The organism is Hazenella coriacea (genome assembly GCF_004341825.1).
Classification (GTDB): Bacteria; Bacillota; Bacilli; order Thermoactinomycetales; family Thermoactinomycetaceae; genus Hazenella; species Hazenella coriacea.
In genome coordinates this window covers 405,650-431,212 of sequence record NZ_SMAG01000003.1, presented here as the reverse complement: position 1 = coordinate 431,212, position 25,563 = coordinate 405,650, and the positions used below count along the sequence as shown (strand labels likewise).

The following is a 25,563-nucleotide window of genomic DNA, read 5'->3' as shown; positions in this document are numbered from 1 at the left end:
AATCAGAATATGGATCCATAAAAAGGAAAAAGTTCTGATTTCTTACTTTTTTTATTTCTCAGCTTTTGTTACAATAATGTTGAAACTTGTAGATGAATATCGGGTGAATCTGTCGAATTTCCTAATAAGGGGATGAAAGTCGTTGGATGGGGTTGTAGGATTCACCGTTGCGATATAGAGTAAGCCATTGGATTGTTGTTGTGGAATCCAGAATAGGTTTGGTTCGTAGCGACTCTTTGTGATAACCGTTACAAGAGATGGTTTAAAAGCGATGGGCGGTGGGATGATGATGCAACAACCTTTGGATACATATAAAGAGGTTGGAAAGGGGGGAGTAGAATGAACCGCAATTCTGTGGCGATCACAGTGACAAGCGGCAAGGGTGGTGTTGGAAAGTCAACGACAGTTGCTTCCTTGGGATTGGGATTAACCCAACTTGGATATCGAGTCTGTCTGTTGGATACAGATATCGGACTTCGAAAGTTGGACCTTATGCTCGGATTAGAAAATCGAATCGTCTACGATTTAGTTGATCTGATCGAAGGTGTATGTAAGTTAAGACAGTCTTTAGTACGTCACAAGGAATACCCAGACTTGGCGTTGTTACCAGCTGCTCAAACTCGTTATAAAGAAGAAGTTTCTCCTGAACAAGTGATGTATGTGGTCGAAGAGTTAAAAAAAGAATTTGACTTTATCTTGATCGATTCTCCTGCGGGAATTGAAGGGGGATTCCGAAATGCAATTGCCCCAGCAGATCGGGCGATTCTGGTAGTAAACCCCGAAATTCCTTCTGTTCGAGATTCTGATCGGGTGATTGGATTGTTGGAATCTGCCAATTTAGAAAAGATAGACTTGATTGTGAATCGAGTTCAACCTGGCATGGTACGTGATGGGGATATGCTTAGTGTAGAAAGAGTTCAAAATCACTTGGCTATTAATCTGTTAGGAATTGTACCTGAAGATAAAAGAATCATCCGTTCCTCCAATACGGGTGAGCCTGTTATTCTAGATCAAAAATCTATTGCTGGGAAGGCTTATTCGAATATTGCACGAAGATTAATTGGAGAAGATGTTCCGTTTTTAGAACTAGAATCATCCACATTAATTACAAAGATTAAGCGATTGTTTCACATTGCTTAACGTGCCCAGAGGTGAATTTGGTGGCCTTTTTAAACATGTTCAGCAAGGATAAGGAAGAGCCAACCGCAACGAAGGCGGATGATCGGTTATCGCTCGTTCTCAGTTACCAGCGCTCGGATATAGATGAAAAGAAAATTAAACTATTCCAGGCACGGTTGATCGATTTGTGTGACGACTTTGGATATGATGTAGTGGGACAAGTGGAAGTTGTTCCACAAGCTAGAGAGCGTACTACTATTATCAATGCGACAATTCCTGTAAGATTGAAAGAGCAAGTCTAACAAGCACGGACCTTTTGGTTCGTGCTTGTTGCAGTTATAGGAACTTTTGGCTTTGTAAGCGGTTTTCCAAAAATTTAATAATTACTGTTGGAAATTGCTTGTCTTCCGCCAAAGTAAATAAGGTGATAGACACACGAGTACACCCATAGAACCGCATTAGCTGGACCATTTTGCTTTTTAATTCAGGATTAAGACGACCATACCGTTCTTCAAACGCTTTCAGTAACATTCCTTCTTCACTATTTAAAGGTGAAGAGCTAGAGATAATTCTAGCATTTGGAGAATTGAATTGGTGCAGATATTCAGATGCACTAGCTAGTTGTTGTTCTACAGTTGAATGATAGTCCTCTACATCTGAAGAAGATTGCATCGAAGTACCTTCATCTAGAGAACGTACGATGGGACGGTGAATTTGCCAGCTTTCAAGCTTACGTCGTCGCCGGGGTCGTTGTGCAGGTAGCTGAGAGAATTTTTCTGGATGTTTTCTACGAAGTGTATAAATCCGCTGATAAATCGCCCCTTGTGTACGAGATAATTTTTTTTCCAATTCCTCTATGGCGGCAGATAAAGATTTCCCTTGATCCAGGTATTGATTTACTGTATCAATCACTAACTTCTCTTCATCTTCTTCCCAGCTATTTAAACGACTTCCGTCTCCAGTTTCTTCTTGCATATGAAAACGTTCTGGATACTCTGCCCGTAGTTTTCGTGCGTGTGAAATAATTCCTGCATACCCACGTTTCAACTCTTCAGATAACTCTCTTAAGATATCACGTTCTCTTTTTCCTTCTTGAAGCCCTTCATTGATGGACTCGATAATCCGTTCATTTTCTTCATCGGAATATTTTCCTTTTTTTGTTTCGATCATTCATGATCACCTTTCCGCTCCCATAATAAATATAGTCTTACTTCATAATATAACAGAAAAAATGTAATCTTTTCTACTATAATTTTTTAAAAACTTATTTATTAAAAGATATTTAATAATTTTGAACAACTCGATTAATAAATACCAAGAAAAGACGGGAGAGAGACAATAAAATTATATTTTTAAGAAAAAACATTCTAGGATATGTATGAAACTTAAAAAATTTGACTATACCCATATAATAACAAATGATATTTAGGTTTTCTTTTATGATTAAGAGGGTTCAGAAAAAGAGTTTTCTTAATCATATTCCTAGGTTGTGTAGTCCTAATATAAGAAAGGGGAGTTTTGATTGAACCCTTTATCAGTGAAAGAGATCAGCTCTCTATTAAGCACACGATGGTCTTCTCCGATTAAGAAACCAAATAATATACAAGATCAACCTCCGCATCATCAATGGGATGCTACAAGTCAAGCAGTTCTAGTTATTTTGTGGGGATTGCTTATTTATCCTCAACTGGATCCAGACTTACAAAGTAATCAGCGAAGTCACATCACTGTCGATGAACTAATTCGTCTTTTTGGTGACTATGTGGGGCAACAAGAATCATGTATGAACTTTCTTTTAATGTTTAAACAGCATGACTACATAAGGTTAGAAGGAAAAAAAACACTTCGGATTATTCCCGGAACAGGGCTTCTCGCTTCGATCGACGCCGCTAAAATGTACCGTTATTTCCGAAATTCTGTTTTGTCCAGAAGAATGTTTCATTATCAACAAGGGTTATAAAAAGAATCAGTTACATAAAGATAACCCAGCCTCATCCGTATGATTTCTTGGATGAGGCTGGGTTATTCTTGTTTAAGTGACTCTAAGAATAATCGAAGAGTTTTTCTTTGATCAGGGGAGAGTTCTAATGCAACTTGAACTAAGTGTTGAATGTCTTCAGGTAATTGATTGATCAGTTGATGTTGTTGTCCAAGCTGATTGATCAATTTTTCGACTAGATTTCTGGATTCATTAATATGTTGGTAGGTCTGAATGAGGAGTTTCTCAGTTGATTGGTTCATCAAATTCATCCTATTCTGTATCTAAATGCAAAAGTTGATCGATCTCTTTTTTTATTTGAATTAATTCATCAGGGGTACATTTACGAAGATCATGAATCATCCATTCTAACTTTAAGGTACGAAACTCTTCAAGAAAGGATGTTGGTATATATTGTGGGTTGAGGGACATGATAGGCTCCTTTCAAAGATTATGAACTTGAATGAGTACTGAAATTTTATTTTATCAAATTTTCGACATTGGTCAATTGCCAACTCCTACAAATTTCTCATTGTTTTTTCATTTTCTTGGTTATTTCGTGGTGTGTTGAATATTTTGCAATTTAAATGATAAAGATCTTTTCTTGAAGGTTTATTTGTCTGGAAAAGGGGTATACATTTCTAAGCCAAGCTTTCTGTTCTTTAATCTAATAAGAATTGAGGTGCTTAATATGTTAGAAGAATTAAAAGCACTGGAGGAGCGTCTTTTCTCTGTTCACCAGGAGTATTTGTTGGCTAAAGAACGTCATGAGTTCCTCGCTCAATATGATTTGCATGAAGAACTAAAGCAGCTGAAAGAACAACATAAGGCATTAGCATCAAAACTGAGACATATGTAGGACTATAGGATAGAGATCAATAGGTAAATATAGATGAAGGATCAGGTTCAATGATGAGCGATTTGCTGGTCATAAAGAACAAAGCCACCTCTTTGTCTGGCGTGATTGAACTGTCACGCTTCAGAGCAATAGGCGGCTACTTTTTTTGTGCGATTGTTTCAAAATAGGGATAGGGACAAAATAGAGTATATCAGTAAAATCTTTTTTGACCCTGTTGATCTTTCAATATTTCGACGGCTTCCCTAAATCTTTGCGCATGAACGACTTCTCGTTCTCGTAGAAATTTTAGTGAATCATTAATATCGGGATCATCGGAAAGATCGATCAGCCATTGATAGGTTGCCCGTGCTTTTTCTTCTGCGGCAATATCTTCGTATAAATCTGCGATGGGGTCTCCTTTGGCTTGGATGTATGTAGCAGTAAATGGATTGCCTGATGCATCTGTGTAAAACAAGGCTTTGTCATGGTTAGCATAATGATCGCCCAATCCCGCTTCTTTCATTTGTTCAGGAGTGGCATCCTTGGTTAATTTGTTCACCATATTATTATATCTATCATATATCATAGTGCGAAAAAAATAAAGCTAAATCTTCGGATAAATAACTAAAGTGAATTGATCGTTTCTTTGATGCTGCTCTTTCGTGTATACACATTTATCAAGAACTGTTTTTAGTAAGATATTTTTTTGCTCAGGCGTGTCTAAGTCTTCGTATATGTCCAACACGTGCTCAATCCTTGGGATCACACTTTGTCTAGCTCCTAGTCGGTCTTGTATGGATTTTAATTCACTGGTAGTAGCTTCAAGTGATTCTCTTGCTTGATTGAGCCGAGTTGCAATATCTTTTGACCGTTCAATGTAGGTTTCCTCATCATAGATCCCACGTTCGAGAAAGTCATGAAGTTTCCCTTTTTGTAATTGAAGATTTTTGATCTCTTGATGAATGTTATCGATAGTCATTTGGTAAACTTCAATTTTACCATTGTCTACTGAGTAATCTTCAAAGTCGAATCTCATTTTATAACTTTTTAACTCTTTGTAAAGTGATTCTAGAATTTTTCGTTCAACATGTTCGAGTCTAGAACTCTTATTACAATTACCGCCTTTTCCTCGGTTCGTGCATACAAGATGTGGCCAAGGACGCCTACCGCCGCTTTGAGAGGCTTGTTTCATTTTCATCATAGCTCCACACTTCCCACAGACAATTAGACCAGCTAGAGGGTTTCTGAGGCTTGTAGTGGGTTTCCAGCTAGGGTGTCTTTTCTTTTTTCTAATCTCTTGGGCTTTTTCAAAAAGCTCTTCAGAAATGAGTGGTTCATGTTTTCCATCCACCACAATCAATCCATCATCTCCTTCGGATCGGGTTCTAGTATCTACGCCTTTTGAAGGATCGACAGATTTCTTTCTTTCGACTTTTCCCCAACTAATCTTTCCTATGTACACAGAATTTTTGAGAATTTGTAGGATCACGGTATTACTCCACTTTGCTCCAGAGTAGGACTCGATACCTAAACGATTCAATTTTTTAGCGATATTTGTTGTTCCCATTCGTTCAGTAGATTCTTCTGATGTATACCATTCAAAGATCATTTTTACGATCGGTGCCTGATCAGGATCAGGGGCAAGGGTAATACTCCCATCATCTAATTTGACCTTCTGGTATCCATAAGGTGGACGTGTGCCTACATAATTACCGTCTTTCACTGATCTGACTCGACCACTTTGTAACCGTCGCTTAATAATCTTGAATTCTTTTCTTGCCATGAATGCTTCAAATTCACTGTATTCCTCATCAAACTCGTCGTCTAAGTCATAGAATTTACGCGGAGTGATAATCTTCGTTTTACTTGTTTTAAATGCATCCAGGATCTTTCCTTGGTCTTGCATATTTCCCCGTCCTAATCGGTCAATATCCATCACTAGGACACCATCATACAGCCCTTTTTTTACTGCTTCTAATAGCTTAATCATCTCAGGTCTATGAATGATACTTTCACCAGAGATGATCTCTTGATAAATTTTAACGATATTCAAATTTTGTCGTTTAGCTACTTCAAGTAGCGTTTTTTTGTGTTTAATCAGTGTTTCCCCTTCACCACGCGATTCAGCTTCGCTATCCTCACGTGATTTACGAAGATAGATAGCCACTCTTTCCATATTTTCACCCCATATTTATTATGTTGTATTCCATATCTTTCAGTCGCATATACATGAATTGTGAGGTGGTCAAGTGAAAAATGAAAGTGAAAGAAAGATATTTTACATAGGTAACTCACGGATCGAAATTGTCCCACCACAAATTACTGAAGAGGAGAGGCAAGCACGGCTGAAAGAAATTCAATATGTATGTTGGTATCTATGGATGAAATGTATGAATGAAACAAAATAGCAAATATTATAAAGAATTATAACATAGGCCCGTCCAATTCTGATTTATTTGTGTTAGAATGAAGAAAATCCCAATAGCAGGTGAGAGGCTTGAACGAGGATCTTCAGCGAATTCTAACGAAACTGGAACAGATCGACAGCAAACTAGCCGAGGTGGATGGAAAGGTCGATATCGTACACTCCGAAATGGCACGGCATGAAGATTTATTGGCGGTCACAGTCACATTGGAACAAATCACCTTAGATGAGGTGGCAGTGGCGAAGGAGTTAGCGGAAGACAAAGCAGAAGCCGCCTATATACTGAATAAATCCATCACATACGGGACTGAGAAACGACTTACGGAGAAGATAGACAAACTGGAGCAAAAGATGGATGAACGGTTTGAACAAGTAGATCAACGATTTGAACAGGTAGACCAGCGATTTGAGCAAGTAGATCAACGATTTGAACAAATAGATCAGAACTTCGAGAAGGTGATTGGCTCATTGAATAACATATCTGATATTATGCGAGCCTGGGTCTACAAACAGAGTGAAGTGGATCGAGATTTACAGGAGATTAAACGTAAATTGAATGGAGAATGAGAAACCAGTCGAGTGACTGGATTATTTTTTTGAGGTATTCGGATTATCGTGTGGAATTGTGCTCATACGAGATCTGAATACTTTTTTATTTAAGTGTTTTGATCACACAGTAAACATTTACATTACCTTCATCGATTTGTTGTTCATTGAATAAAGCGCTTGACCTTCACATTATGTGAGGGTTTATAGTAAAGCTAAAGTAAGGCATGCAAAAGAGGTGATCACCATTCATATTAGTGAATTAGCTCGGAAAACGGGTGTAAGTCTTCGGTCTCTTCGATATTACGAAGAAAAACAACTTTTGAAACCAAATCGGTTAGATAATGGGTATCGTCAATATAGCGAAATCGATATTGAACAGATTCGAATGATTCAGCTTTATCTAAGTATGGGTTTAAAAACTAATGAAATTGCTGATTTGTTTCACTGTTCATGGGATGAAAATAAAGAAGCTTGTATCCAAAATGGCATCAAAAAGGGTGAACTGAAACTAACTGAAATTAGGGAACAGATTGAGATCTTACGCAAAGCAGAATCTCAGCTTAAAGATGTAGTCAAAAATCTAAAAAAACAAATCAAACAAGGAGAACAGTAAATGGTTAATTTAGTAAACAAACAAGATCATAAAGTTGCTTTAGTTACAGGAGGGAATCGTGGGATTGGGCGAGAGATATCCCGTCAATTAGCCTCGCAAGGATACCATGTCCTAATCGGATGTAGAGATGCAGAAAAAGGAGAAAAAGTTGTAATAGAATTTAGAAGTAATGGATTGATGGTGGATCTGCAAGTAATCGATGTAAATGATAGCGGTAGCATCGAAAAGATAATAAATCAAATAGCAAATAAGTATGGACGATTGGATGTACTTGTGAATAATGCTGGAATTATTCTTGACAGGGGAGTTTCTGTTTTAGAAGTTGAAGAGTTAGTAGTAAAAGAAACTTTTGAAACCAATTTTTTTGGTGCTTTACGAATGACACAGGCCGTGGTTCCTATTATGAGACAACAGAATTATGGACGAATTGTCAATTTATCATCTGGTTTAGGGGCCTTTGAAATTATGTGCGGTCAAGGATCTATTCAAAACCATACCCTAGTACGTCGATTGGGGGGATCTTCGCCCGCCTATCGAATCTCCAAAACTATGCTTAACGCCTTAACATGTTTAGTGGCTCAAGATGTGGCTGATATGGGAATCAAAGTTAACGCAGTTTGTCCTGGAAGAGTTCAAACCGATATGGGAGGATCTAATGCACCTGGCACAGTCGAAGAAGGTGCAGATACCGCTGTTTGGCTCGCAACATTGAATGAAGAGGGGCCAAATGGTGGTTATTTTCGTAATCGCCAGCCTATTGCTTGGTAAAGATTGGTGAGAATATTTATAAAAAAGCTGATCTATATCTAATATGCATATTACTCTTGGTATTATGCTTTTGTGCCAGATATTAGAATAAAAGTTACAAGATGAATTCATTAAATATGTAAATCCACCAAAATCTAAATATTCCCAATATGGTGGGGGTAAAGATGATTATCGATTGATGTATTGTACGATATACCATTTCAACCAAGGGAATATGAGTGGGTTTACGAAAAGGTATTCGGCACAGATATTTCCACATCTCCGGATACCCTTTTTTTGTTAATAAAGATTGTACTTTAACTTTGGTAGTAGATCGGCTTTATCCATAAGTATTACACTTTTAAAAAAATATAAATATCTTTACATTTCGCAATGTTAATCTAAAACCAGATGTGACACAGGGATTTATTGGATCTAAGATGTGGAAGTCATAGTAAAGTAGGTAAAACTGCTCTTTTTTTACCTCATATCACGGAATATCAAATTTATAACTATATATTAAGTTTATTATAATAATAAGTTATTTATCAAAATTACAACTTGTAAGCGAACGCGGAATATTATAAAATTTAGTTGTACCATAAAATAAACCTTTGGAGGTCTTACTATGTGGAAAAAGAGTTTGGCATTTGTTCTGATGTTTCTATTTGTTTTTTCTATTTCAACGGAGTCTTATGCTATACCTGCCAATAACTCATGGAGTCTATCAAGTGGGCAACATATAGGTTTTGAATGTACTACGGTTTATGCAAAAATCAGAATGACTGCAATTCACAAATCAGGTACAGGATCATGGGTATCCCTCCGTAAGAGAGTGGATGGTGGGAGTTGGCAAACGGTTGTCGGTCCTGTTCAATTACCAAGTGGGACTAGTTGGATTTTCACTGAGCAAAATTCAAGTAATACGGTATGGCAAGTTTTAGTCGATCAAAGAAGTGGTAGTAGCACTGGATATGTAGGCTGTGAAGGAGCCTGATTCATCATACATCATCCCAACTTGTGCTCTTGGCGGAGTGCGAGTTGGGATTTTATTTATTAACATAATGGGAGTCAAGGGTACTTAAAACAAAGGAGTTAAATCAATGGAAGTAAAAAAACGCGGGGGAAAACGTCCTGGGGCTGGTCGTCCCAGACTGGGGATCACCAAGAAAGTTTCTCTCACTCTTACACTAGAAGAATGGGAAAAGCTTGAGGAATCAGGTGATAAGATCGGTCACTGGGTCAAAAAGAAGTTGAACGAGGAAGAACAAACAGTCAAGGGGAATTCAGTCGTTAGTTCCTCTTTATACCAAGGGCTATATATGTCCATCGAAAACTTCAAACACAGAACACTGACTGGTTCTGAATTTATAAAGGAATACAATGAATTGAAAGAAGCGATCAGCTTCTATGAAAAGAACTACGGTGTTTCGGCAAACAGCCTTTGGACTATTCTCCGAGAAATCCACTCACCCGAAATGAGTGACTTAAATCAAGAAGTTTTGTAATACGTAATTACAGTTCCTGAAAGGGACACAGTTGAGTTGGTCAAAATGGCAATATAATTCGTGGATTGTTGCCACCTCCAATGAGTGATAAACTGTCTAAAAAGGTTGGGTTCTAATGAAAACATGGACTGGGTTTAAAATTGCACTCGTACTAATTCTCTCATGTGTAACGTTGGTTGGTTGTTCAGTGAATACCGCTGTTCAACCCAAACAACAAATTAAAGAAACCACAGTTACAGATGATTTTGCCAAACTTGAGGAAGAATTTGATGCTAGACTTGGTATCTTTGCATTGGATACTGGCACAAAGCAAACAGTCACTTATCGAGCAGATGAGCGTTTTGCATACACATCTACACATAAAGCGTTGGCTGTAGGAGCGTTGTTACAACAAAAGTCCATATCTGATCTTAATCAAAGAATTACATATAGCCAAGATGATCTTGTGACATATAGTCCGATCACGGAGAAGTATGTTAATCAAGGAATGACTCTTAAAGAGATTTGCGATGCATCCCTTCGATACAGTGATAATACTGCTGGCAACCTCATCCTTGAACAACTGGGTGGACCGAGTGGGTTTAAAAAATCCCTCGTGGCGATGGGTGATGATGTAACCAATCCGGTGCGAATCGAACCAGAGTTAAACGACGTTAAACCGGGAGAAACTCATGATACGAGTACGCCGAGAGCACTTGCTACCAGTCTCCAGGCATTCACAATCGGTGACACACTCCCAACGGAAAAACGTGAGTTATTAGTAGATTGGATGAAGAGAAATACCACTGGAGATGCATTAATTCGTGCGGGAGTACCAAAAGGTTGGGAAGTTGCAGATAAAACTGGAGGCGGATTCTATGGCACACGAAATGACATAGCGATCCTCTGGCCACCGAAGGGTGATCCGATTGTCCTTGCCATACTTTCTGATCGTGATGAAAAAGACGCTAAATTTGATGACAAGCTGATTGCACAGGCGACAAAGGAAGTCATCGATATCCTTAAAGTCAACCATAAGTAGTAATTGGAAATACAAGATTGAAGTAGGCTTGTAAAGACCAGCAAAAAGCCGCCGTACCCTCGACAAGGGTACGGCGGCTTTTTTTATAGAAAGTATAAGTGGACCAATCGGATATGTTACTTTCAATTCCAGTATGGATGCAATTTAAACAATAGATGTATTTTCAATCTGGCCCTCACTGGAAACCCTCTTTCAATTCCAGTATGGATGCAATTTAAACAAATCATAGAAGAAAACCGCCGACACTTTGAAGAGGTACAGTTTCAATTCCAGTATGGATGCAATTTAAACCCGTTACAAACCCAGCATATCACAAGGCTTTTCGCCGATGCAATCCATGTTTATGTCTGCAAACCTCTGGAACTTGAAAAATCCCGGGAGGTTTGCAGACATGGTATAGATAATGGTTGAACTAGGATTACTGTTTCTTTTGTAGAAGTTTACTTTTTGGTACATGGTCTCAGATTGTAGACAAAGTCTAATTACAGACAAGACTACTCTTTTTTTGTAGATTGATGGCAAGCTGACGCTTGCTCCCTTCACTAAAGGAGGGAAGGATGCCGTCCACGACATAAAAAACACCTAATCGGGTGAGATAGTTTTAAGATGTAAGACCTCTTCAATTACTAAAGGGGGATTGATTATGCGGAAGTGGTATATGGTATTCTGCCTTTTAATTTTTTTAGTAGGTTGTGATTCAATGGAGGATCAATCTAGACCTACAGGGTTAGTTAAGACAAATGAAAAAGCTGTTTTCTTTCCAGACCAGCAATTTGTGGAAAGGGCTACATTTCTAAAAAAGGCATTTGGCAATAATCCAAGAAATTATTGTACTTTAGATCGTAAAAATGAGGAGAGTAGAAATAAAGAAATACTCAAGAATTATCCACCTAAAGAAGGATACGATATAGTTCAATGGCCGATGGCAATTTGTAAAGAGGGTGGATCAAATGCTTATGTTGAATACATTTTAAGCAGTATAAATAAAGATGCAGAAGAATGGTTAGAAAATGAATTGAGTAAGTATCCTGATGGGAAGAAACTGTTCTTTAATCTTGGGATTCCTCCAAAGCTGAATAATATCGTCGAAAAAGAAGAAGAATAAGAAATTTGGCTATTAAGTCTTATGAAATTCCATTGAAAGTTGTAAGGCATCAATATTTAACTCCCACCACTTAATACTGTCAGATAACGGCTAACTCCCCAAAAGGGAGTTAGTTTTTGTTTAGAGATAAGCAATAAACAGCAATTTTTTGATTGATGTGTTGGTTTTGAGCCCTAGAATGTTTTTAATTTAAGAGAGAAAAATAGGCATTGACCCTGTACTTAGATACAGGGTTTATACTACATATGAGGTGAAAGACAAATGCAGTATCGCATTGGAGAACTCGCAAAGAAATGCAATGTTAACAAAGAGACAATTCGTTATTATGAACGAATGGGGATCATACCAAAACCTGTTCGTACAGATTCAGGATATCGTGTTTACTCAGAACATATTGTTGATCGTTTGAACTTTATTAAGCGTGTGCAGGGATTAGGATTTACACTAAATGAAATCGGTAAATTATTAGGTGTTGTTGATCAGGATGAAGCAAAGTGCTGTGATATGTATGATTTTACTGTCAAAAAGTTAGAAGAGATACAACGTAAAATTGAAGATCTTAAAAAAATTGAACAAATGCTCATTGACTTAAAAGATAGATGCCCCGAAAACAAAGAGATTTATGAATGTCCCATCATTGAAATGTTAATAGAAAAATAAGGAGGTGAACATGATGAAAGTGTAATGAAGCTAGTAGATGGTGTAAGCAATGCCGTTAAAGGTAAAGGAAGTACAAGAAAAGTAACGGTTTCTTTTGATGATACAAAAACGAATGTCAATACTATTCAAAAATCCGCCTTATTTAGGACTGGGTATAAAATAGGAGTGATTTAATTGAAGACATATCGGATCAAGATTCAAGGAATGACCTGTACAGGTTGTGAAAAACACGTGGCAGTTGCTCTTGAAAACATAGGTGCAAAGAGTATTGAAGTTAATTTTCATCGTGGGGAAGCTGTGTTTGAGTTACCAACTGGCGTAGAGATTGAAACAGTGAAAAAAGTGATTGCTGAAGCAAAATTCCAACCAGGGGAAGTTGAAGAAGTACTATCGCAACAAAATATTTTAGATGATAAAGGTGACTATGATTACATTATCATTGGTTCTGGTGGAGCAGGATTTTCATCTGCGATTAACGCAGTAGAATATGGGGCCAAAGTAGCGATGATCGAACGAGGAACAGTGGGTGGAACGTGCGTTAATATCGGCTGTGTTCCTTCTAAAACCTTGTTAAGGGCTGGAGAAATCAATCATTTGGCTAAAAATAATCCATTTACGGGATTATACACTTCAACCGCCGATGTTGATTTAGCACCATTAGTCAAACAAAAAAATGAATTGGTAAATGAGCTTCGAAATCAAAAATATGTGAATTTAATTGACGAGTACGGTTTTGATCTCATAAAAGGTGAAGCAAAATTTGTAGATGAAAGAACAGTTGAAGTAAATGGTAAGCAAATAACAGCCAAACGATTTTTGATAGCCACAGGCTCTTCTCCATCTGTACCTAACATTCCTGGATTGGATGAAGTAGATTATTTAACAAGCACTACATTGCTTGAATTAAAGCAGATTCCAAAGCGTCTTATGGTCATTGGTTCTGGATATATCGGGATGGAATTAGGACAGCTATTTCATCATTTAGGCTCGGAAGTAACTTTGATGCAAAGAAGCGAACGTTTGTTAAAAGAATACGATTCTGAAATCTCGGAAGCTATTACGCAAGCATTCACAGAACAAGGAATTCATTTAGTTACAGGTGCAGCCTTTGAACACATAGAGCAAGATGGAGACATAAAAAAAGTTCATGTTGAGATAAATGGTAAAAAGCAAATTTTTGAAGCAGAACAACTACTTGTTGCAACAGGAAGAAAACCCAATACAGATACTTTGAATTTACATGTAGCAGGAGTTGAAGTAGGTTCTCGTGGTGAAATCCTCATTGATGAATATTCTAAAACGACCAATTCACGAATTTATGCAGCTGGAGATGTAACTCTGGGTCCACAGTTTGTTTATGTAGCTGCTTATCAAGGGGGAATTGTGGCAGATAATGCAATCAGAGGATTAAATCGAAAGGTCAATTTAGAAGTGGTTCCAGGTGTTACGTTTACTACTCCACCCATTGCAACGGTAGGCTTAACTGAACAACAGGCAAAAGAAAAAGGTCTTAAGGTTAAAACATCCGTTTTACCGTTAGATGCCGTACCAAGAGCGATCGTTAATCGGGAAACGATAGGCGTTTTTAAATTAGTTGCAGATGCCAAAAACCTTAAAGTATTAGGAGTTCATATTGTTGCTGAAAATGCAGGGGATGTAATCTATGCAGCAACATTAGCCGTGAAGTTCGGTCTAACTGTAGAGGATCTTCAGGAAAGTCTTGCTCCATATTTAACAATGGCAGAGGGATTGAAATTAGTAGCCCTTACGATGGATAAAGATGTATCAAAACTATCTTGTTGTGCAGGGTAACAACACTTATAACCACTTCGCACGTGAATATGACTTACCAGCAGTTGTCGAAGTGGAGAATGCTACCAAACTGATAAAAGATGGGCAACGAATTCGTGTGCATGGAACAGAAGAGTATATCGAAATATTACGATCTCTGAATACGTCCAGATTTAATTATAGCACCGCTCTAGTGGTTACCAGAGCGGTGTGTCACCATCCTTATCTAATTTTTACTTCTAGATGGTTTCAAAGTAGTTCATCACTTACAGTTGTTCGTCTTGAGCAAACTTTTGAATACGAGCTTCGATTTCATTTCTTACATGTTGGAATACTGCCCAAACCTCTTCTTCTGTTCCTTGAGCATGAGCTGGATCATCAAACCCCCAATGGGCACGTTGAACATATGGAGGAGTCATTGGACATTTATCATTTGCATCTCCGCAAAGAGTGATGACATAGTCTGCTTTGTTTAGGAGTACAGGATCAATGATGTCAGAAGTTTGATTCGTAATGTCTATGCCAACTTCCGCCATTGCCTTTACAGCTCTTGGGTTTAATCCATGTGCTTCAATTCCCGCACTATATATATCAAACCGATCACTTAAGTATTTTTTACCGAATCCTTCCGCTATCTGGCTTCTGCATGAGTTACCTGTACATAAGAAATAGAGAATTTTTTTATCCGCCATGTGTATACTCCCTTAGTTGATGAGTGTCAGCCATAGATAGAGACCGGTTAACGTGATGAAAAGGGTTGGAATCGTAAGAATCAAACCTATTTTAAAGTACGTTCCCCAACCAATCTTCACACCTTTTTGAGATAGCACATGAAGCCATAGTAGTGTGGCTAATGATCCAATAGGAGTAATCTTAGGACCTAAATCCGAACCGATGACGTTTGCATAAATGAGTGCTTCTTTCATTAATCCTGTTACTGGAGTAGCTTGGATCGCCAATGCATCAATCATAACTGTTGGCATGTTATTCATCACTGAGGACAAGATCGCTGCTATGAAACCAGTTCCGATGGTTGCGGTGAAAAGCCCCTGTTCTGTACACCATGTAAATACTTGACTTAACGCATCAGTGAGACCTGCGTTCTTTAAGCCATATACCACAACATACATTCCGATTGAGAAAACTACAACTGCCCATGGTGCTCCTTTTACCACTTTCCAAGTTTCAATTACTGGACTTCTTCTCGCCACTAAGATGAAGAACAGTGCCGCTATTCCTGCTACCAATGAGACAGGGATTCTTAAACTCTCGCTAAATAGGTATCCTGCTAACAAGATTGCAAGAATTACCCATGTTAACTTGAACAGAGTAGGGTCTTTAATTGCTGAAGCTGGAGGTTTCAGATTGCTTACATCGTAATTCTTGGGTATTCGCTTCCGAAAATAAAGGAATAAAACCATCAGACTAGCTCCGAGTGAAAAGAAGTTTGGAATGATCATTCTCGAAGCGTATTCCACAAAACCTATACCAAAGTAGTCGGCAGACACGATATTCACCAAATTACTAACTACTAGTGGAAGAGAGGTCGTATCTGCAATAAAGCCACTTGCCATGATAAACGCAAGGATCATACTTTCCTCAAACTTCAATGCCCGTACCATCGCCAGTACAATTGGAGTTAAGATGAGGGCTGCACCATCATTAGCGAAAAATGCTGCTACTGCTGCACCAAGAAGAATCACATAAATAAACATTTTTCTACCATTTCCATTTGCCAAACGTGCCATGTGTAAGGCTGACCATTCAAAGAATCCGATCTCATCCATGATCAACGAGATCAGGATAATTGCTACAAACGCTAACGTAGCATTCCAGACAATCCCTGTGACTGTCCATACATCAGAAAGAGTAACAACTCCAAGTAGTAATGCTAAGATTGCCCCGCCTGATGCAGACCAACCGATGGACAATCCTTTGGGTTGCCATATGACAAACACAAGAGTTACTAGGAATACCAAAGAAGCTAATATAGATATCGTTGACATCACAACACTTCCTTACGCATCATTGACAAATGACTTTCAAGCCACTTGCCTTGAGCCTTTCAATCTCTGCGGATGTATCTGGAAGTGAGTCCAGGAACGTTCGAAAGAACGGGAAATCTTCACCTGAAAGTGAATAGATCACCCATTGTCCTTTGCGTTGTTCCTTTACTAACTTCGCTTGTTTTAACTTCCGCATATGTTGGGATACTGCTGGTTGAGTAATCTGTAGCACTTCAACCAGTTCACATACACACAAGCTTTCCACTTTAAGAAGAGAAAGGATGTGTAAGCGAGTTTTATCACCAAGTGCTTTATGGCATTCTGCTAACTGGTCAAGCTCTAGCATAACATCACCTCATATGTATATAACTATATGCTTATATAGTTTGTCAAAAGAACCTCCTAACATTTAGATAGGCTTTACAAATTGTCTACAAAACATAAAAAATCCCTTACTTTGTGTTCATGTCTTCAAAGTAAGGGGCTTATATTTACTACCTTTTAAATTTAAAAATTAGTGTTGGTGGAGTCATCACATTTTCTACACAACTTTTGCCTAGAATAAGCTTAGTCTAAAGGAGGTTATATATCCCAATGTCTAAATTGATTCGTTTTTTTTCTCTTTTTTTTAGTATGTTAACTCTTATTTTTCTTCTTGCTGGATGTGGTGAAGTAGCAAGTAAAAAACAAGAGGATAGTACTATAGACCATTCTAAACATGGAATGGAAAATTCATCGGCTACAAAAGGTCTCTTCAGTTTAAATACGAAGAATGTAACTCGCATTAATCAAGATGACCCAATTCGTGTTGCTGTAGAGACATCCCAAACGATTTGGCCAGCAACTAGTGATGGAAATCGACCAGGGACAGTGTTGCTTGGAATCGGAGCAGAGTGGAAAGTGAATTTACCAGCAGTCACCTTAGTTCATCATCCGAATAATGGACCTCTACTTTATGCAGAAAAAAATCAGATTCCTGAGGCAACTCTGCAAGAGATTAAACGTCTAAATCCAACTGGAAGCAAAATGAACAAAGGGATACAAGTAATTTTGATTGGTGATTTTGCGAATACAGTACGTCAACAATTAGAAAATCAAGGATTGAAAGTAGACCAGATCAAAGGAACCGAACCTGCATCAATGGCTAAAGAGATTGATGCTTATTATGCAAAAGCCAGTGGAGGGAAGTTTCCAGATGGTGTGGTGATTGGCTCAATGGATTCATCTGACTATACTCTTCCAGTAGCCAATTGGATTGCCCATATGCCTGAACCACTTCTCTATGTAAGTAAAGACACGATTCCCGAAGCTACAATAGACGCACTGAAACAACGACAAAACAAAGCAAATATTTACCTTCTAGGGCCAGAAAAAGTGGTCTCCAAAAAAGTGGAACAGAAGTTACAATTTTATGGAAAAGTAACAAGGATAAGTGGAGAATCTCCAGAAGAGAATGCGATTGCGTTTGCTAAGTATAAAGATTTAGAGACTGGATTTGGTTGGGGAGTTACACAGCCTGGTCATGGTCTTACCTTTAATCGGACCGATCGTGTAGATCAAGCTATAGTTAGTGCCCCTTTTGCTCATTTAGGCAAACATACTCCTATGGTTCTATTGCAGGGAACTGAACTGTCTACCCCATTGCATGAGTATCTAATGAGTTTACAACCCAAATTCAAAAAGGAACCAACTGAAGGACCCTATAATCATGCCTACGTAATTGGAACAGAGAAATCTATCCCATTTTCAACACAAGGAATGATCGATGAAATGTTAGAAATCACTTCTGTTAGTGGGAAAGGACATGAGGATATGGGACACTAATTTAATGAGAAGGCTAGATGCCAGAATCCCTTAAATCAGCTTTAATTCATAAACATCAGTTCTCGCAATGGTAGAGTTGGAACTGATGTTTATGTTTGTTCGTTGACCTTAGCGTAGTCAAAAATTGGGTTCTTCTAGATAAGCTTTACAAATACTAAAAAGCCCCTTCCTTTGTGTGCGTGTCTAAAAAGTAAGGGGCTTATATTCTTTACATTTTTTAAAATTTAGTCTTGATTTAGTAACGGTGGTTTTTTTGATGAAGACTATCTTAATACTTATCTTTTACCTATTAATAATCCAAACCTCACTCTTAAATAATTTTTCAATTCCAGTATGGATGCAATTCAAACTAACAGTCGGGTAAATGCGACACAGAGCGGATATAAAGCGTTTCAATTCCAAGATGGATGCAATTCAAATCTGTTACAAACCCACCATACTATAAGGCTTTCCACCGATGCAATCCATATTGTTGTCTGTAAACCTCTGGAACTTGGAAAATCCCAGTAGGTTTGCAGACATGTATGGAGGGGATCGAATGGATATCATATTTGAAATTATCGATACTACTCTATAAATTTGTTACCTATGTCTTACCTATGTTTTTCATAAACAGAAATAGCTACTTTTATTGGTGTGATGGTAATCCCATTTTCTTTCTTAATTAATTCTACGTAGTTCTTATAAAACCCTAATTTTCTATCATGGTAAAAGTTTTGCTGCTGTGTTAGCTTGCACTATACAAAATCCCAACTCCTTTAAGAGTGAAGTTGGGATTTTGTATGTTTTAGGGGTCATCGTATAATTTTGTGAGAAACATCAAATGGTTTCTGTGGTATTAACTCCGTGCCTCATTTTGTTCGAGACCCTGATTGAGCAGAAGAGAGGTATCACCCATTCCTGCAATAGGGGTCGCTCTCGTACGAACACGCTCGCTCTTGGGGCAATGCCCACTAGATTTTCAGATTGTAAACGGTTAATCGCTGTCTGGACCGTTCCTTGACTTACATTTAACTCTTAGCGAGTTCTTGTTCAGATGACAACTTCTCTCCTGCCACATATTTTTCTTCCTGAATCTGAAACTTCAACAATTCGACAACCTGATCAATCTTGCTCATCGACAGTCCTCCTTTAGCGGATAAACGCTCGGTCTTCCTGCTTCCAGTAATCCTCGACCCGAATCCGTTGGGCAGGGTGCAAATCAAGTTGCTCCACCTCTTTCTTCGTGAACCATTCCACTCGAGTAGATTCAGAACTAACTGCAATTTCCCCACCTATCATTTGGCACTCAAAGCAAACTGAGAACTGTTGCCGAATCTCCCGTCCTTATAGGCAATCACATGGTGCGGATCAGTGTAGATCCCAATGCATTTGATTACTTTTACATCAAATCCTGTCTCTTCTTTAACTTCCCGAATGATGGTTTGCTCCATGGATTCACCTAGCTCCATGACTCCACCAGGTAAAGACCAGAGGTGGTTATCGCTTCGTTTGTGTAGAAGGATACGACCCACTTCATCCGTTACCAAGGCCGATGCAGCTGGGACAAGTGAATTTGGCGTAGGAGCATTAGAGGTGTGGTAATAGTCTGTGCGTTTCATGAGTTACTCCTTTCATATTCGTAAAGTTTAGTGCTATCAAATCCAGAAGAAATTGATTAAAATATATTCCCTGCTATATAGCAAAATTATATAATACTATCGTTGAATCAATAAATGATGGTATTATCTCAATTAAAAAAAGACCACCATAATAGTAGTCTCAGTCTTGCTGTTCCAACGCAACACGTTCCAAGAAATCTTTCAAATCCTCCCGAATCTCCTCCTCGCAAAACCCTACTTCTACATCCAACCCATGATCTTTCAAATATTGAATTCCTTTTCCATTGACCTTGTGATAGGGATCTTGAATCCCCACCACCACACGGCTCACACCAACCCGTACAATCGCTTCGCAACAGGGGGTAGTTCTCCCGTAATGGGCACAAGGTTCCAGTGTGCAATAGACTGTGGCTCCTTTTGCATCATTTCCCGCCATTTTGAGTGCCTGTACTTCCGCATGGGGACCACCTAAATGGGAAGTATGCCCACGACCTACAACCTCTTCATCCTTTACGATGATCGCTCCTACAGGTGGATTGGTTCCTGTTTTCCCATGAGCGAGCCTTCCTTCCAGTGCAGCTTCCTTCATCCACTTCAAATCCATGGTATCTCCCCCTAGAAATCGAATTGATACTGAAACTCGTAACAATCCGCTCGATACACCAGTGAGCAAAGTTCCACCAACTCCCCAAGGTCATCCAGTGTCCGCCGCACAATTCGCACCACAGGGATGTTGGAATGGGCAGGTAGGTGTAACTCATTCCGCTATAAGTGTTGGTCTAGTATTCACTATATAATTTATCGCTTTTTATTTTTTCTTTTTTTCTTCTTTTTCTTTGGATTTATTTTGTTCTGGCGTAGCTAACTGAATTAGTTCATTTAATTTGGATTCAATAAAATCTATGGAAGGTGGACTCTCGAACCCAAGGCGACCTATTTGTAAGACACGGTTATAAAGAACTTCACTAACGGATGTTTGCAGAAGATTAAATTCTCTTTGATAACCTTTAATAATCCAGCCATCAGCAATTGCCTTCTCACCATATTTTTGAATGCTTGATATGGCTACATTCGCAGCATGTCTCTTATTAACATTTTTAGAAAGGTAAAACGCACTTGCATCTTTTACAGAACGCCAGATAAGGTTAAACATTTGAGAAGTAGAGAACTTATTTAAAAGATCGTTTAAAACGGTAAGGGTTTTTTCTCCTGGAGAAAATGTAAATCCTACGTCATTCAACTTGTATAATAAATACTGCAATGACTCCTCAACGGCAACCTCTTTCCATAGATCATAGCATTCCTGATTTTGTGTCATAAAACCAAGATGATTTACATTGTGAAGAGAATCTAGGGCTACTAGCGGATCTTCTAAGAATCCCTCAATGTTTACAAATAAGTATGCTTCAAGAAAATGAACTGATTGAATGGGCTAGATCTATGAGATATATGGATTTAATTGAGGCGTGGGAAGTAGTAACAGAACGTATTCAATCTGCTTCGAATGAGTATGAACGTAATGAGCAAATTAGTGAGTTAGAATCGGTAATGAACACCATTCAATCAGTTTATAATAATATTTATGGTATATCCAACGTTGAATAATACTCTATAGCTGGTAGTAATCTTTTTGATGATATTAATAAAGAGATCTGATCCACTTTTAATCTCCTCACTCAACCATTTGATATTATACTAGCTGTGATAGTATTTATCAGAATTGTTTATTACTAACATACAAAAATGAGAGTCCTGTAAGTCCCAATTCCATCTTGATCATAAAATGACTAGTATAATTTACTAGATTCTAGAGAATGATAGATACAAGAATCATAAAAGGAGTGATGATAATGGATCAAGAGTGGTCCAAATTCATTCGTAACAAAGATGGAAACAAGTGTAGAGTATGTAACAGTAAGGAACAACTTACTGCTCATCATCTATACTCCAAAAGTAAGTATCCTCAATTTATGTATCACAAATGGAATGGTCTGACTCTTTGTGAAAGTTGCCATAGAAAGTTTCACAAGATCTATGGTTCAGACAATACACCTCAACAATTTGTTTTGTGGTGTTTAACATTCCAAATTCCAAGAAAAAAATTTCAAAAAATAATGAATTTGTGCCTTCAGATGGCTATAGCCAAAGGAGTAAGCACATTTGTCGCAAAAAATGAAATTGCTGCGACAAAAGATGATTCTAAGAAGTCAGGGGATTTCTTAGAATTTAACCAACATATTCATAACTTACGAAGAGTTGTGATAAGGGTGCCTGGTTCTCTTATAAAAGACATCCAGATAGAAGTCATCAGTAAGTAGAGATAATTAAACCGCCATATCTGAGATCTTTCCAGTTGTGGCGGTTTAATCTGTTTTTGTATTTAAAAAGTTATACACTCACTATAAACGAAATATGGATTTTTGTAATTTCTTACCTAATTATTTGTTGAGTGGTAGTTTGTATGTAAGTATTTTTAGCAAGCTAGGTCTTTTGTTACAGGAGATCATTTAGTAATATTATTGAATTATTAAAGAGCCCATTAGAAGGTAAAAGGCAAGTGAGGGTATAATAAAAAAATGGAAAATATGTATTTGTTGATTGGGCTCAAGCTCCACGATCAGATATAAAAATGACTCGCTCTTATATGGATGGATCAGTTTGGAATGCTAAAGTTGTAGTTGCATCTGCTAATCCATTGGTAACCCTAGCACCTAATATTGATTATAGCCATTATTCCAGAGTAAGTCCTGATGGCTCCGGATATCATGAGGTATTACATGACAGAGCTCCCAGTCACGAAATGTATATATACAATTATCCAGGAGATGATTATATGATACTGATGAGGGACAAACACCAAGGTTTTCATTACTTATTACCTGGATACCAAAAAGCACGTGTCATTACCAATGATCCATTTTTTTAATGAAATAGTAGAAGGGCTTCATTGCAGAAAACAAGCATATTTTCTTACATATGCTTGTTTTCTTGCTTTAGCTACGATAAGCAAAGAGGGATCTCGTTATAATCGGATGGTAGAACAAATTGATGAAATGTAAAGGGAGGATTTACAATGATCGAAGGAAGCTTAATACAAGAAATAATTGTACTTCTAATATTTTTATCCACAATGGTAATACTTGTTTATTTCGTTGGAATTAAAACAACATGGATCGAAAGTGAAGGGAGTAGGAAAATTTTTATATCATTTTCCTTTTCAGTAGGTGTAATTGGTTATCTTTCTGTACCTGGGATTATTGAATCATCCGATAATTATGATGTTCAAGGTATATTATTTCTTTATCTTTATATTGTTGCTTTTGTTTTTATCGGATTTTTTCTTATAGGGATGCCTATTTCAATGTTATCAGACAAAATTGCATTTACTCCATTTCGTTGGCTAAAATCTCTGCTCGTTCATATCTCTCCAATTTTTATTGCTGTTTTAATCGTTGATTGGCGTTTTTTTGCTTTTTTTCCATATGCTTTTGCATATTGGATACTAGATGAGATGTTTAAAAGAAAGATTAAGATAAGCAACTAAAATACTGATGAAAAAACGGTTAATAGAAGAACCAGGTAATGAAGGGGATTAAAGTTGAAGAATATCTTATAGTATTTATACGAGGTTTTAGCTGAAAATCCACGGTTTCAATCGTGGAATGAAAGATCATTGTTCGGTATTCTCTTTGTGGAGGCTTAAACAACTATTAGGTTGAACATTGTAGTTTCGAGATGGCTTTTTAGACAATTTTAACACCTCGTTTAATACTGAATCACACATTTAATGTACGATTTAATGATGTTGAATTTAATATACTTTAAAAACCCGTTAAAATCACTAAATTGAATGTATAACTTGATCCAAATTCATACATTCATATTGTGGGATTAGAATTAAGTGTAGTTTTGAATTTGTCTAACACTAGAACAAGTATAGAATGGAAAAATCGAAAGATAGGTATATAGAGAAATACAAAAAACACCCATGACAGGTGTTTTTTCTTCGAAATCCAATATTAATGCATAAACCAAGAAGCTTCAGTTTTTATATATGGAGGTCCATTTTTCTTTTCCAAAGCCTTGATCCCTTAAAATTTCAGTGTGGATACTATTAAAACCAACTTGAGAGAGAAAGTTTGAGGAGGACAAGATCAATAATCTTTCAATTCCAAGATGGATGCAATTAAAACCCGTTACAAATCCACCATACCACAAGGCTTTTTACTGATGCAATCCATATTTTTGTCTGCAAACCTCTGGAACTTGAAAAATCCCGGGAGGTTTGCAGACATGTAAAAATTTCTTTGAATTATAGCTTAGCATAAATAAAAAGTTTGAAATGTTTAAAGATCAATCAGCTTTGAGGTATGAACGTAATGGGCAGATTCATGAGTTAGAAGCTGTAATGAACACCATTCAGTTAGTTTTTAATAATAGCCGATTTTGGCTAAGACCTTTATACCTGGATGAAGTAAAGCAAATAGCTGGTTACTCTAATCTATTTATAATCCCTTTTTGTTTATGGGAAAGCACTAGGCACAGGTGAATCAAATATCCTTATTGATATATATTGTACTTATGATAGGTATTAGAAAAAAGTGTAAGAAAGGGGATAAGCATGGAAACAAAAAAGCCAAAAAGATATTTCCGTAAAATCGTCAAAAATGGTTCAAGTCTAGCTCTCAATTTACCAAAAGAATGGATAGAAGAGAATCAAGTCCAATTAGGCGATTTATACGAGATTATTGAAGAAGACCATAGGCTCATCATTCAAAAGGTTATAAAAGATGAAGATCTCGATCCTGTATTTCTTAAGGCAATGGAGAACTCCTATAAACGTTTTGAAGAAGATCTCAAGGAGTTGAGGGATCGTTGACCATCCGATATTTGACGGAGAAACAAGTGCTCAGAATCCATCATTTTATCATGGAGCTTCATGGATATGAGGATCAAGTAGGTGTTATGTCTCCTGCTAATGTTTGGATTCAAAGAAGAGGAACTTGTGGAGATAAAGTCTATATTTCGAAAGTTGAAAGAGATAAGAGAGATTGATTGATGTCTCTTATCTCTTTTTTCCTTCTCGATTTCATGAAACAGGCAAATGAAATGTCTTAACGTATTTCTTAAGGCGCAAAGTTAAACGAAGCTTTTCAATTATTGAAGAATATGTAGAAATTTAATAAAGAAAAAAGGTTGCTACTAGCTCATAAAATGGATCGAACCAAAAAGTATATATTAAGGAATAAAGGGAAACTAAAGAATCCCTTAGCTAAAAAGATTTGCAATAGAAGAGTGCCAACTGTTAGTGTTTATTTTTTAAGAAGAGTAATAATTCAATATCCCATTTAATCTTAAACAATGATAAACTATCTTTTGTGTTTATTAAAAAGAAAGGAAGATTGAATTGATAGAAAAAATTATGAAATGGAAAGTGCCTATAATCATTGGACTTGTTATATTAGTACTAATAGGTGGATATATAATGCTTGGTACAGGAAAACTTGAGGGAGAATGGGTTTTTAGTGATGGTGATGAAGGATGTGCGACTGAAATTAAATTTACAGGGGACAACATGATGACTATTTATACATCATTTGGAGACTTCACTGGAACTATCGAAAGAGTAGAGAATGACAGCTATTCTTTTGACCCACAAATGGGGGTCATCATGATTGAGTTAAAAGAATTAGAAAATGGTCTCTTAAACATGAAAGAGGGGGGCTGAAATTGCAACTATAAACAAAAATAAAACAACTTTTCAAAGGATGATTGTCC

Annotated in this window: 33 protein-coding genes and 2 pseudogenes; 23 read left to right on the top strand and 12 right to left on the bottom strand. The window is 37.4% G+C overall.

All coding sequences use genetic code 11. The annotated features are described in order from the left end of the window. Nucleotides 1-339: 339 nt before the first annotated feature. Together minD and EDD58_RS08220 are read left to right on the top strand one after the other, a co-directional pair. Complete coding sequence (gene minD / locus EDD58_RS08225) at nt 340-1,140, top strand: septum site-determining protein MinD (RefSeq protein ID WP_131924371.1); 801 nt, start codon at nt 340-342, stop codon at nt 1,138-1,140. Nucleotides 1,141-1,175: 35 nt separating this feature from the next. Then, nucleotides 1,176-1,421, top strand: coding sequence for a hypothetical protein (locus EDD58_RS08220; RefSeq protein ID WP_131924370.1), 246 nt, complete (start codon nt 1,176-1,178; stop codon nt 1,419-1,421). A 34-nt stretch (nt 1,422-1,455) separates the two neighbouring features. Here EDD58_RS08220 and EDD58_RS08215 read toward each other — a convergent pair whose 3' ends face one another. After that, complete coding sequence (locus EDD58_RS08215; RefSeq protein ID WP_131924369.1) at nt 1,456-2,289, bottom strand: hypothetical protein; 834 nt, start codon at nt 2,287-2,289, stop codon at nt 1,456-1,458. A 352-nt stretch (nt 2,290-2,641) separates the two neighbouring features. Between EDD58_RS08215 and EDD58_RS08210 the strand changes: the two genes are divergently transcribed. Further along, complete coding sequence (locus EDD58_RS08210; protein ID WP_131924368.1) at nt 2,642-3,079, top strand: hypothetical protein; 438 nt, start codon at nt 2,642-2,644, stop codon at nt 3,077-3,079. Between the two features lie 62 nt (nt 3,080-3,141). Here the strand turns inward: EDD58_RS08210 and EDD58_RS08205 are convergent, their stop codons facing one another. Continuing rightward, nucleotides 3,142-3,360 carry a hypothetical protein gene (locus EDD58_RS08205; protein WP_131924367.1) on the bottom strand — a complete coding sequence of 73 codons (219 nt, stop codon included), beginning with the start codon at nt 3,358-3,360 and terminating at the stop codon, nt 3,142-3,144. A 10-nt stretch (nt 3,361-3,370) separates the two neighbouring features. Beyond that, nucleotides 3,371-3,529, bottom strand: a complete 159-nt coding sequence (locus EDD58_RS14870; protein ID WP_165875884.1) for a hypothetical protein — start codon at nt 3,527-3,529, stop codon at nt 3,371-3,373. A gap of 259 nt (nt 3,530-3,788) precedes the next feature. Here EDD58_RS14870 and EDD58_RS14865 point away from each other — a divergent pair, with 259 nt between their 5' ends. Beyond that, complete coding sequence (locus EDD58_RS14865; RefSeq protein ID WP_165875883.1) at nt 3,789-3,956, top strand: hypothetical protein; 168 nt, start codon at nt 3,789-3,791, stop codon at nt 3,954-3,956. A gap of 190 nt (nt 3,957-4,146) precedes the next feature. Here the strand turns inward: EDD58_RS14865 and EDD58_RS08200 are convergent. Next, nucleotides 4,147-4,497: pseudogene (locus tag EDD58_RS08200) on the bottom strand (manganese catalase family protein); the annotation flags it as partial. 42 nt (nt 4,498-4,539) lie between these two features. Next, the gene (locus EDD58_RS08195) at nt 4,540-6,111 is read right to left on the bottom strand and encodes a recombinase family protein (RefSeq protein ID WP_131924365.1); all 1,572 of its coding nucleotides are present in this window, start codon (nt 6,109-6,111) and stop codon (nt 4,540-4,542) included. 73 nt (nt 6,112-6,184) lie between these two features. On the opposite strand from EDD58_RS08195, the gene EDD58_RS14860 reads away from it, so the two are divergent. From EDD58_RS14860 to EDD58_RS15360, 12 genes and pseudogenes are all read left to right on the top strand, one after another. Then, nucleotides 6,185-6,343, top strand: coding sequence for a hypothetical protein (locus EDD58_RS14860; RefSeq protein WP_165875882.1), 159 nt, complete (start codon nt 6,185-6,187; stop codon nt 6,341-6,343). Between the two features lie 89 nt (nt 6,344-6,432). Continuing rightward, nucleotides 6,433-6,927: a hypothetical protein gene (locus EDD58_RS08190; RefSeq protein WP_131924364.1), complete on the top strand. Its 495-nt coding sequence runs from the start codon at nt 6,433-6,435 to the stop codon at nt 6,925-6,927. A 175-nt stretch (nt 6,928-7,102) separates the two neighbouring features. Continuing rightward, nucleotides 7,103-7,522: a MerR family transcriptional regulator gene (locus EDD58_RS08185; protein WP_243648678.1), complete on the top strand. Its 420-nt coding sequence runs from the start codon at nt 7,103-7,105 to the stop codon at nt 7,520-7,522. Continuing rightward, a complete protein-coding gene (locus EDD58_RS08180) occupies nt 7,523-8,290 on the top strand; it encodes an SDR family oxidoreductase (protein WP_131924362.1) in 768 nt (255 codons plus the stop codon). It begins immediately after the preceding gene. Between the two features lie 607 nt (nt 8,291-8,897). After that, nucleotides 8,898-9,266: a hypothetical protein gene (locus EDD58_RS08175; protein ID WP_131924361.1), complete on the top strand. Its 369-nt coding sequence runs from the start codon at nt 8,898-8,900 to the stop codon at nt 9,264-9,266. Between the two features lie 106 nt (nt 9,267-9,372). After that, on the top strand, nt 9,373-9,777 hold the full coding sequence (locus tag EDD58_RS15130) for a hypothetical protein (RefSeq protein ID WP_243648677.1): 405 nt from the start codon (nt 9,373-9,375) through the stop codon (nt 9,775-9,777). A gap of 115 nt (nt 9,778-9,892) precedes the next feature. After that, a complete protein-coding gene (gene bla / locus EDD58_RS08165) occupies nt 9,893-10,798 on the top strand; it encodes a class A beta-lactamase (RefSeq protein WP_131924360.1) in 906 nt (301 codons plus the stop codon). A 643-nt stretch (nt 10,799-11,441) separates the two neighbouring features. Then, the gene (locus EDD58_RS08160; protein ID WP_165875881.1) at nt 11,442-11,903 is read left to right on the top strand and encodes a sporulation protein; all 462 of its coding nucleotides are present in this window, start codon (nt 11,442-11,444) and stop codon (nt 11,901-11,903) included. Between the two features lie 261 nt (nt 11,904-12,164). Then, nucleotides 12,165-12,563 carry an Hg(II)-responsive transcriptional regulator gene (gene merR / locus EDD58_RS08155; RefSeq protein ID WP_131924358.1) on the top strand — a complete coding sequence of 133 codons (399 nt, stop codon included), beginning with the start codon at nt 12,165-12,167 and terminating at the stop codon, nt 12,561-12,563. 24 nt (nt 12,564-12,587) lie between these two features. Then, nucleotides 12,588-12,737: a hypothetical protein gene (locus EDD58_RS14855; protein WP_165875880.1), complete on the top strand. Its 150-nt coding sequence runs from the start codon at nt 12,588-12,590 to the stop codon at nt 12,735-12,737. Then, nucleotides 12,738-14,375, top strand: coding sequence for a mercury(II) reductase (gene merA, locus EDD58_RS08150; RefSeq protein WP_131924357.1), 1,638 nt, complete (start codon nt 12,738-12,740; stop codon nt 14,373-14,375). A 19-nt stretch (nt 14,376-14,394) separates the two neighbouring features. Next, nucleotides 14,395-14,505, top strand: a pseudogene (locus EDD58_RS15360) (PEP-utilizing enzyme); the annotation flags it as partial. Nucleotides 14,506-14,620: 115 nt separating this feature from the next. Here the strand turns inward: EDD58_RS15360 and arsC are convergent. From arsC to EDD58_RS08135, 3 genes are read right to left on the bottom strand one after another with little or no spacing between them, the layout of a single operon-like run. Further along, nucleotides 14,621-15,046 carry an arsenate reductase (thioredoxin) gene (gene arsC, locus EDD58_RS08145; protein WP_131924356.1) on the bottom strand — a complete coding sequence of 142 codons (426 nt, stop codon included), beginning with the start codon at nt 15,044-15,046 and terminating at the stop codon, nt 14,621-14,623. 12 nt (nt 15,047-15,058) lie between these two features. After that, nucleotides 15,059-16,360, bottom strand: a complete 1,302-nt coding sequence (locus EDD58_RS08140) for an arsenic transporter (protein WP_131924355.1) — start codon at nt 16,358-16,360, stop codon at nt 15,059-15,061. 19 nt (nt 16,361-16,379) lie between these two features. Continuing rightward, nucleotides 16,380-16,706, bottom strand: coding sequence for an ArsR/SmtB family transcription factor (locus EDD58_RS08135; RefSeq protein ID WP_131924354.1), 327 nt, complete (start codon nt 16,704-16,706; stop codon nt 16,380-16,382). A gap of 248 nt (nt 16,707-16,954) precedes the next feature. On the opposite strand from EDD58_RS08135, the gene EDD58_RS08130 reads away from it, so the two are divergent. Then, a complete protein-coding gene (locus EDD58_RS08130) occupies nt 16,955-18,184 on the top strand; it encodes a cell wall-binding repeat-containing protein (protein WP_131924353.1) in 1,230 nt (409 codons plus the stop codon). Nucleotides 18,185-19,315: 1,131 nt separating this feature from the next. Here the strand turns inward: EDD58_RS08130 and EDD58_RS15020 are convergent. The 4 genes from EDD58_RS15020 to EDD58_RS08110 all read right to left on the bottom strand — a co-directional run bounded on the left by EDD58_RS15020 (nt 19,316) and on the right by EDD58_RS08110 (nt 21,046). After that, nucleotides 19,316-19,465 carry a hypothetical protein gene (locus tag EDD58_RS15020; RefSeq protein WP_207903279.1) on the bottom strand — a complete coding sequence of 50 codons (150 nt, stop codon included), beginning with the start codon at nt 19,463-19,465 and terminating at the stop codon, nt 19,316-19,318. Beyond that, nucleotides 19,462-19,785: an NUDIX domain-containing protein gene (locus EDD58_RS08120; protein WP_207903278.1), complete on the bottom strand. Its 324-nt coding sequence runs from the start codon at nt 19,783-19,785 to the stop codon at nt 19,462-19,464. Before EDD58_RS08120 ends, EDD58_RS15020 begins: the two co-directional genes overlap by 4 nt. A 160-nt stretch (nt 19,786-19,945) precedes the next feature. Then, nucleotides 19,946-20,389 carry a bifunctional diaminohydroxyphosphoribosylaminopyrimidine deaminase/5-amino-6-(5-phosphoribosylamino)uracil reductase RibD gene (ribD, locus tag EDD58_RS08115; protein ID WP_131924352.1) on the bottom strand — a complete coding sequence of 148 codons (444 nt, stop codon included), beginning with the start codon at nt 20,387-20,389 and terminating at the stop codon, nt 19,946-19,948. A 204-nt stretch (nt 20,390-20,593) separates the two neighbouring features. Then, nucleotides 20,594-21,046 carry a hypothetical protein gene (locus EDD58_RS08110; protein ID WP_131924351.1) on the bottom strand — a complete coding sequence of 151 codons (453 nt, stop codon included), beginning with the start codon at nt 21,044-21,046 and terminating at the stop codon, nt 20,594-20,596. A 140-nt stretch (nt 21,047-21,186) separates the two neighbouring features. Here EDD58_RS08110 and EDD58_RS14850 point away from each other — a divergent pair, with 140 nt between their 5' ends. From EDD58_RS14850 to EDD58_RS08090, 6 genes are all read left to right on the top strand, one after another. Continuing rightward, nucleotides 21,187-21,390, top strand: coding sequence for a hypothetical protein (locus EDD58_RS14850; RefSeq protein ID WP_165875879.1), 204 nt, complete (start codon nt 21,187-21,189; stop codon nt 21,388-21,390). Between the two features lie 245 nt (nt 21,391-21,635). Beyond that, nucleotides 21,636-22,103: an HNH endonuclease gene (locus EDD58_RS08105; protein ID WP_131924350.1), complete on the top strand. Its 468-nt coding sequence runs from the start codon at nt 21,636-21,638 to the stop codon at nt 22,101-22,103. A gap of 311 nt (nt 22,104-22,414) precedes the next feature. Beyond that, the gene (locus tag EDD58_RS14845; protein ID WP_165875878.1) at nt 22,415-22,711 is read left to right on the top strand and encodes a hypothetical protein; all 297 of its coding nucleotides are present in this window, start codon (nt 22,415-22,417) and stop codon (nt 22,709-22,711) included. Between the two features lie 147 nt (nt 22,712-22,858). After that, the gene (locus EDD58_RS08100; protein ID WP_131924349.1) at nt 22,859-23,329 is read left to right on the top strand and encodes a hypothetical protein; all 471 of its coding nucleotides are present in this window, start codon (nt 22,859-22,861) and stop codon (nt 23,327-23,329) included. 1,077 nt (nt 23,330-24,406) lie between these two features. Next, a complete protein-coding gene (locus tag EDD58_RS08095) occupies nt 24,407-24,664 on the top strand; it encodes an AbrB/MazE/SpoVT family DNA-binding domain-containing protein (protein ID WP_131924348.1) in 258 nt (85 codons plus the stop codon). 528 nt (nt 24,665-25,192) lie between these two features. After that, nucleotides 25,193-25,513 (top strand): hypothetical protein, encoded by a 321-nt coding sequence (locus tag EDD58_RS08090; RefSeq protein ID WP_131924347.1) that lies wholly within the window; start codon nt 25,193-25,195, stop codon nt 25,511-25,513. Nucleotides 25,514-25,563: the final 50 nt, after the last annotated feature.

Coding starts and splice junctions, on each gene's coding strand:
- minD (WP_131924371.1), top strand. CDS start 340: ATGAACCGCAATTCTGTGGCGATCACAGTGACAAGCGGCAAGGGTGGT.
- EDD58_RS08220 (WP_131924370.1), top strand. CDS start 1,176: ATGTTCAGCAAGGATAAGGAAGAGCCAACCGCAACGAAGGCGGATGAT.
- EDD58_RS08215 (WP_131924369.1), bottom strand. CDS start 2,289: ATGATCGAAACAAAAAAAGGAAAATATTCCGATGAAGAAAATGAACGG.
- EDD58_RS08205 (WP_131924367.1), bottom strand. CDS start 3,360: ATGAACCAATCAACTGAGAAACTCCTCATTCAGACCTACCAACATATT.
- EDD58_RS14870 (WP_165875884.1), bottom strand. CDS start 3,529: ATGTCCCTCAACCCACAATATATACCAACATCCTTTCTTGAAGAGTTT.
- EDD58_RS14865 (WP_165875883.1), top strand. CDS start 3,789: ATGTTAGAAGAATTAAAAGCACTGGAGGAGCGTCTTTTCTCTGTTCAC.
- EDD58_RS08195 (WP_131924365.1), bottom strand. CDS start 6,111: ATGGAAAGAGTGGCTATCTATCTTCGTAAATCACGTGAGGATAGCGAA.
- EDD58_RS08180 (WP_131924362.1), top strand. CDS start 7,523: ATGGTTAATTTAGTAAACAAACAAGATCATAAAGTTGCTTTAGTTACA.
- EDD58_RS08175 (WP_131924361.1), top strand. CDS start 8,898: ATGTGGAAAAAGAGTTTGGCATTTGTTCTGATGTTTCTATTTGTTTTT.
- EDD58_RS15130 (WP_243648677.1), top strand. CDS start 9,373: ATGGAAGTAAAAAAACGCGGGGGAAAACGTCCTGGGGCTGGTCGTCCC.
- bla (WP_131924360.1), top strand. CDS start 9,893: ATGAAAACATGGACTGGGTTTAAAATTGCACTCGTACTAATTCTCTCA.
- EDD58_RS08160 (WP_165875881.1), top strand. CDS start 11,442: ATGCGGAAGTGGTATATGGTATTCTGCCTTTTAATTTTTTTAGTAGGT.
- merR (WP_131924358.1), top strand. CDS start 12,165: ATGCAGTATCGCATTGGAGAACTCGCAAAGAAATGCAATGTTAACAAA.
- EDD58_RS14855 (WP_165875880.1), top strand. CDS start 12,588: ATGAAGCTAGTAGATGGTGTAAGCAATGCCGTTAAAGGTAAAGGAAGT.
- arsC (WP_131924356.1), bottom strand. CDS start 15,046: ATGGCGGATAAAAAAATTCTCTATTTCTTATGTACAGGTAACTCATGC.
- EDD58_RS08140 (WP_131924355.1), bottom strand. CDS start 16,360: ATGTCAACGATATCTATATTAGCTTCTTTGGTATTCCTAGTAACTCTT.
- EDD58_RS08135 (WP_131924354.1), bottom strand. CDS start 16,706: ATGCTAGAGCTTGACCAGTTAGCAGAATGCCATAAAGCACTTGGTGAT.
- EDD58_RS08130 (WP_131924353.1), top strand. CDS start 16,955: ATGTCTAAATTGATTCGTTTTTTTTCTCTTTTTTTTAGTATGTTAACT.
- EDD58_RS15020 (WP_207903279.1), bottom strand. CDS start 19,465: ATGATAGGTGGGGAAATTGCAGTTAGTTCTGAATCTACTCGAGTGGAA.
- EDD58_RS08120 (WP_207903278.1), bottom strand. CDS start 19,785: ATGAAACGCACAGACTATTACCACACCTCTAATGCTCCTACGCCAAAT.
- ribD (WP_131924352.1), bottom strand. CDS start 20,389: ATGGATTTGAAGTGGATGAAGGAAGCTGCACTGGAAGGAAGGCTCGCT.
- EDD58_RS14850 (WP_165875879.1), top strand. CDS start 21,187: ATGCTTCAAGAAAATGAACTGATTGAATGGGCTAGATCTATGAGATAT.
- EDD58_RS08105 (WP_131924350.1), top strand. CDS start 21,636: ATGGATCAAGAGTGGTCCAAATTCATTCGTAACAAAGATGGAAACAAG.
- EDD58_RS14845 (WP_165875878.1), top strand. CDS start 22,415: ATGACTCGCTCTTATATGGATGGATCAGTTTGGAATGCTAAAGTTGTA.
- EDD58_RS08100 (WP_131924349.1), top strand. CDS start 22,859: ATGATCGAAGGAAGCTTAATACAAGAAATAATTGTACTTCTAATATTT.
- EDD58_RS08095 (WP_131924348.1), top strand. CDS start 24,407: ATGGAAACAAAAAAGCCAAAAAGATATTTCCGTAAAATCGTCAAAAAT.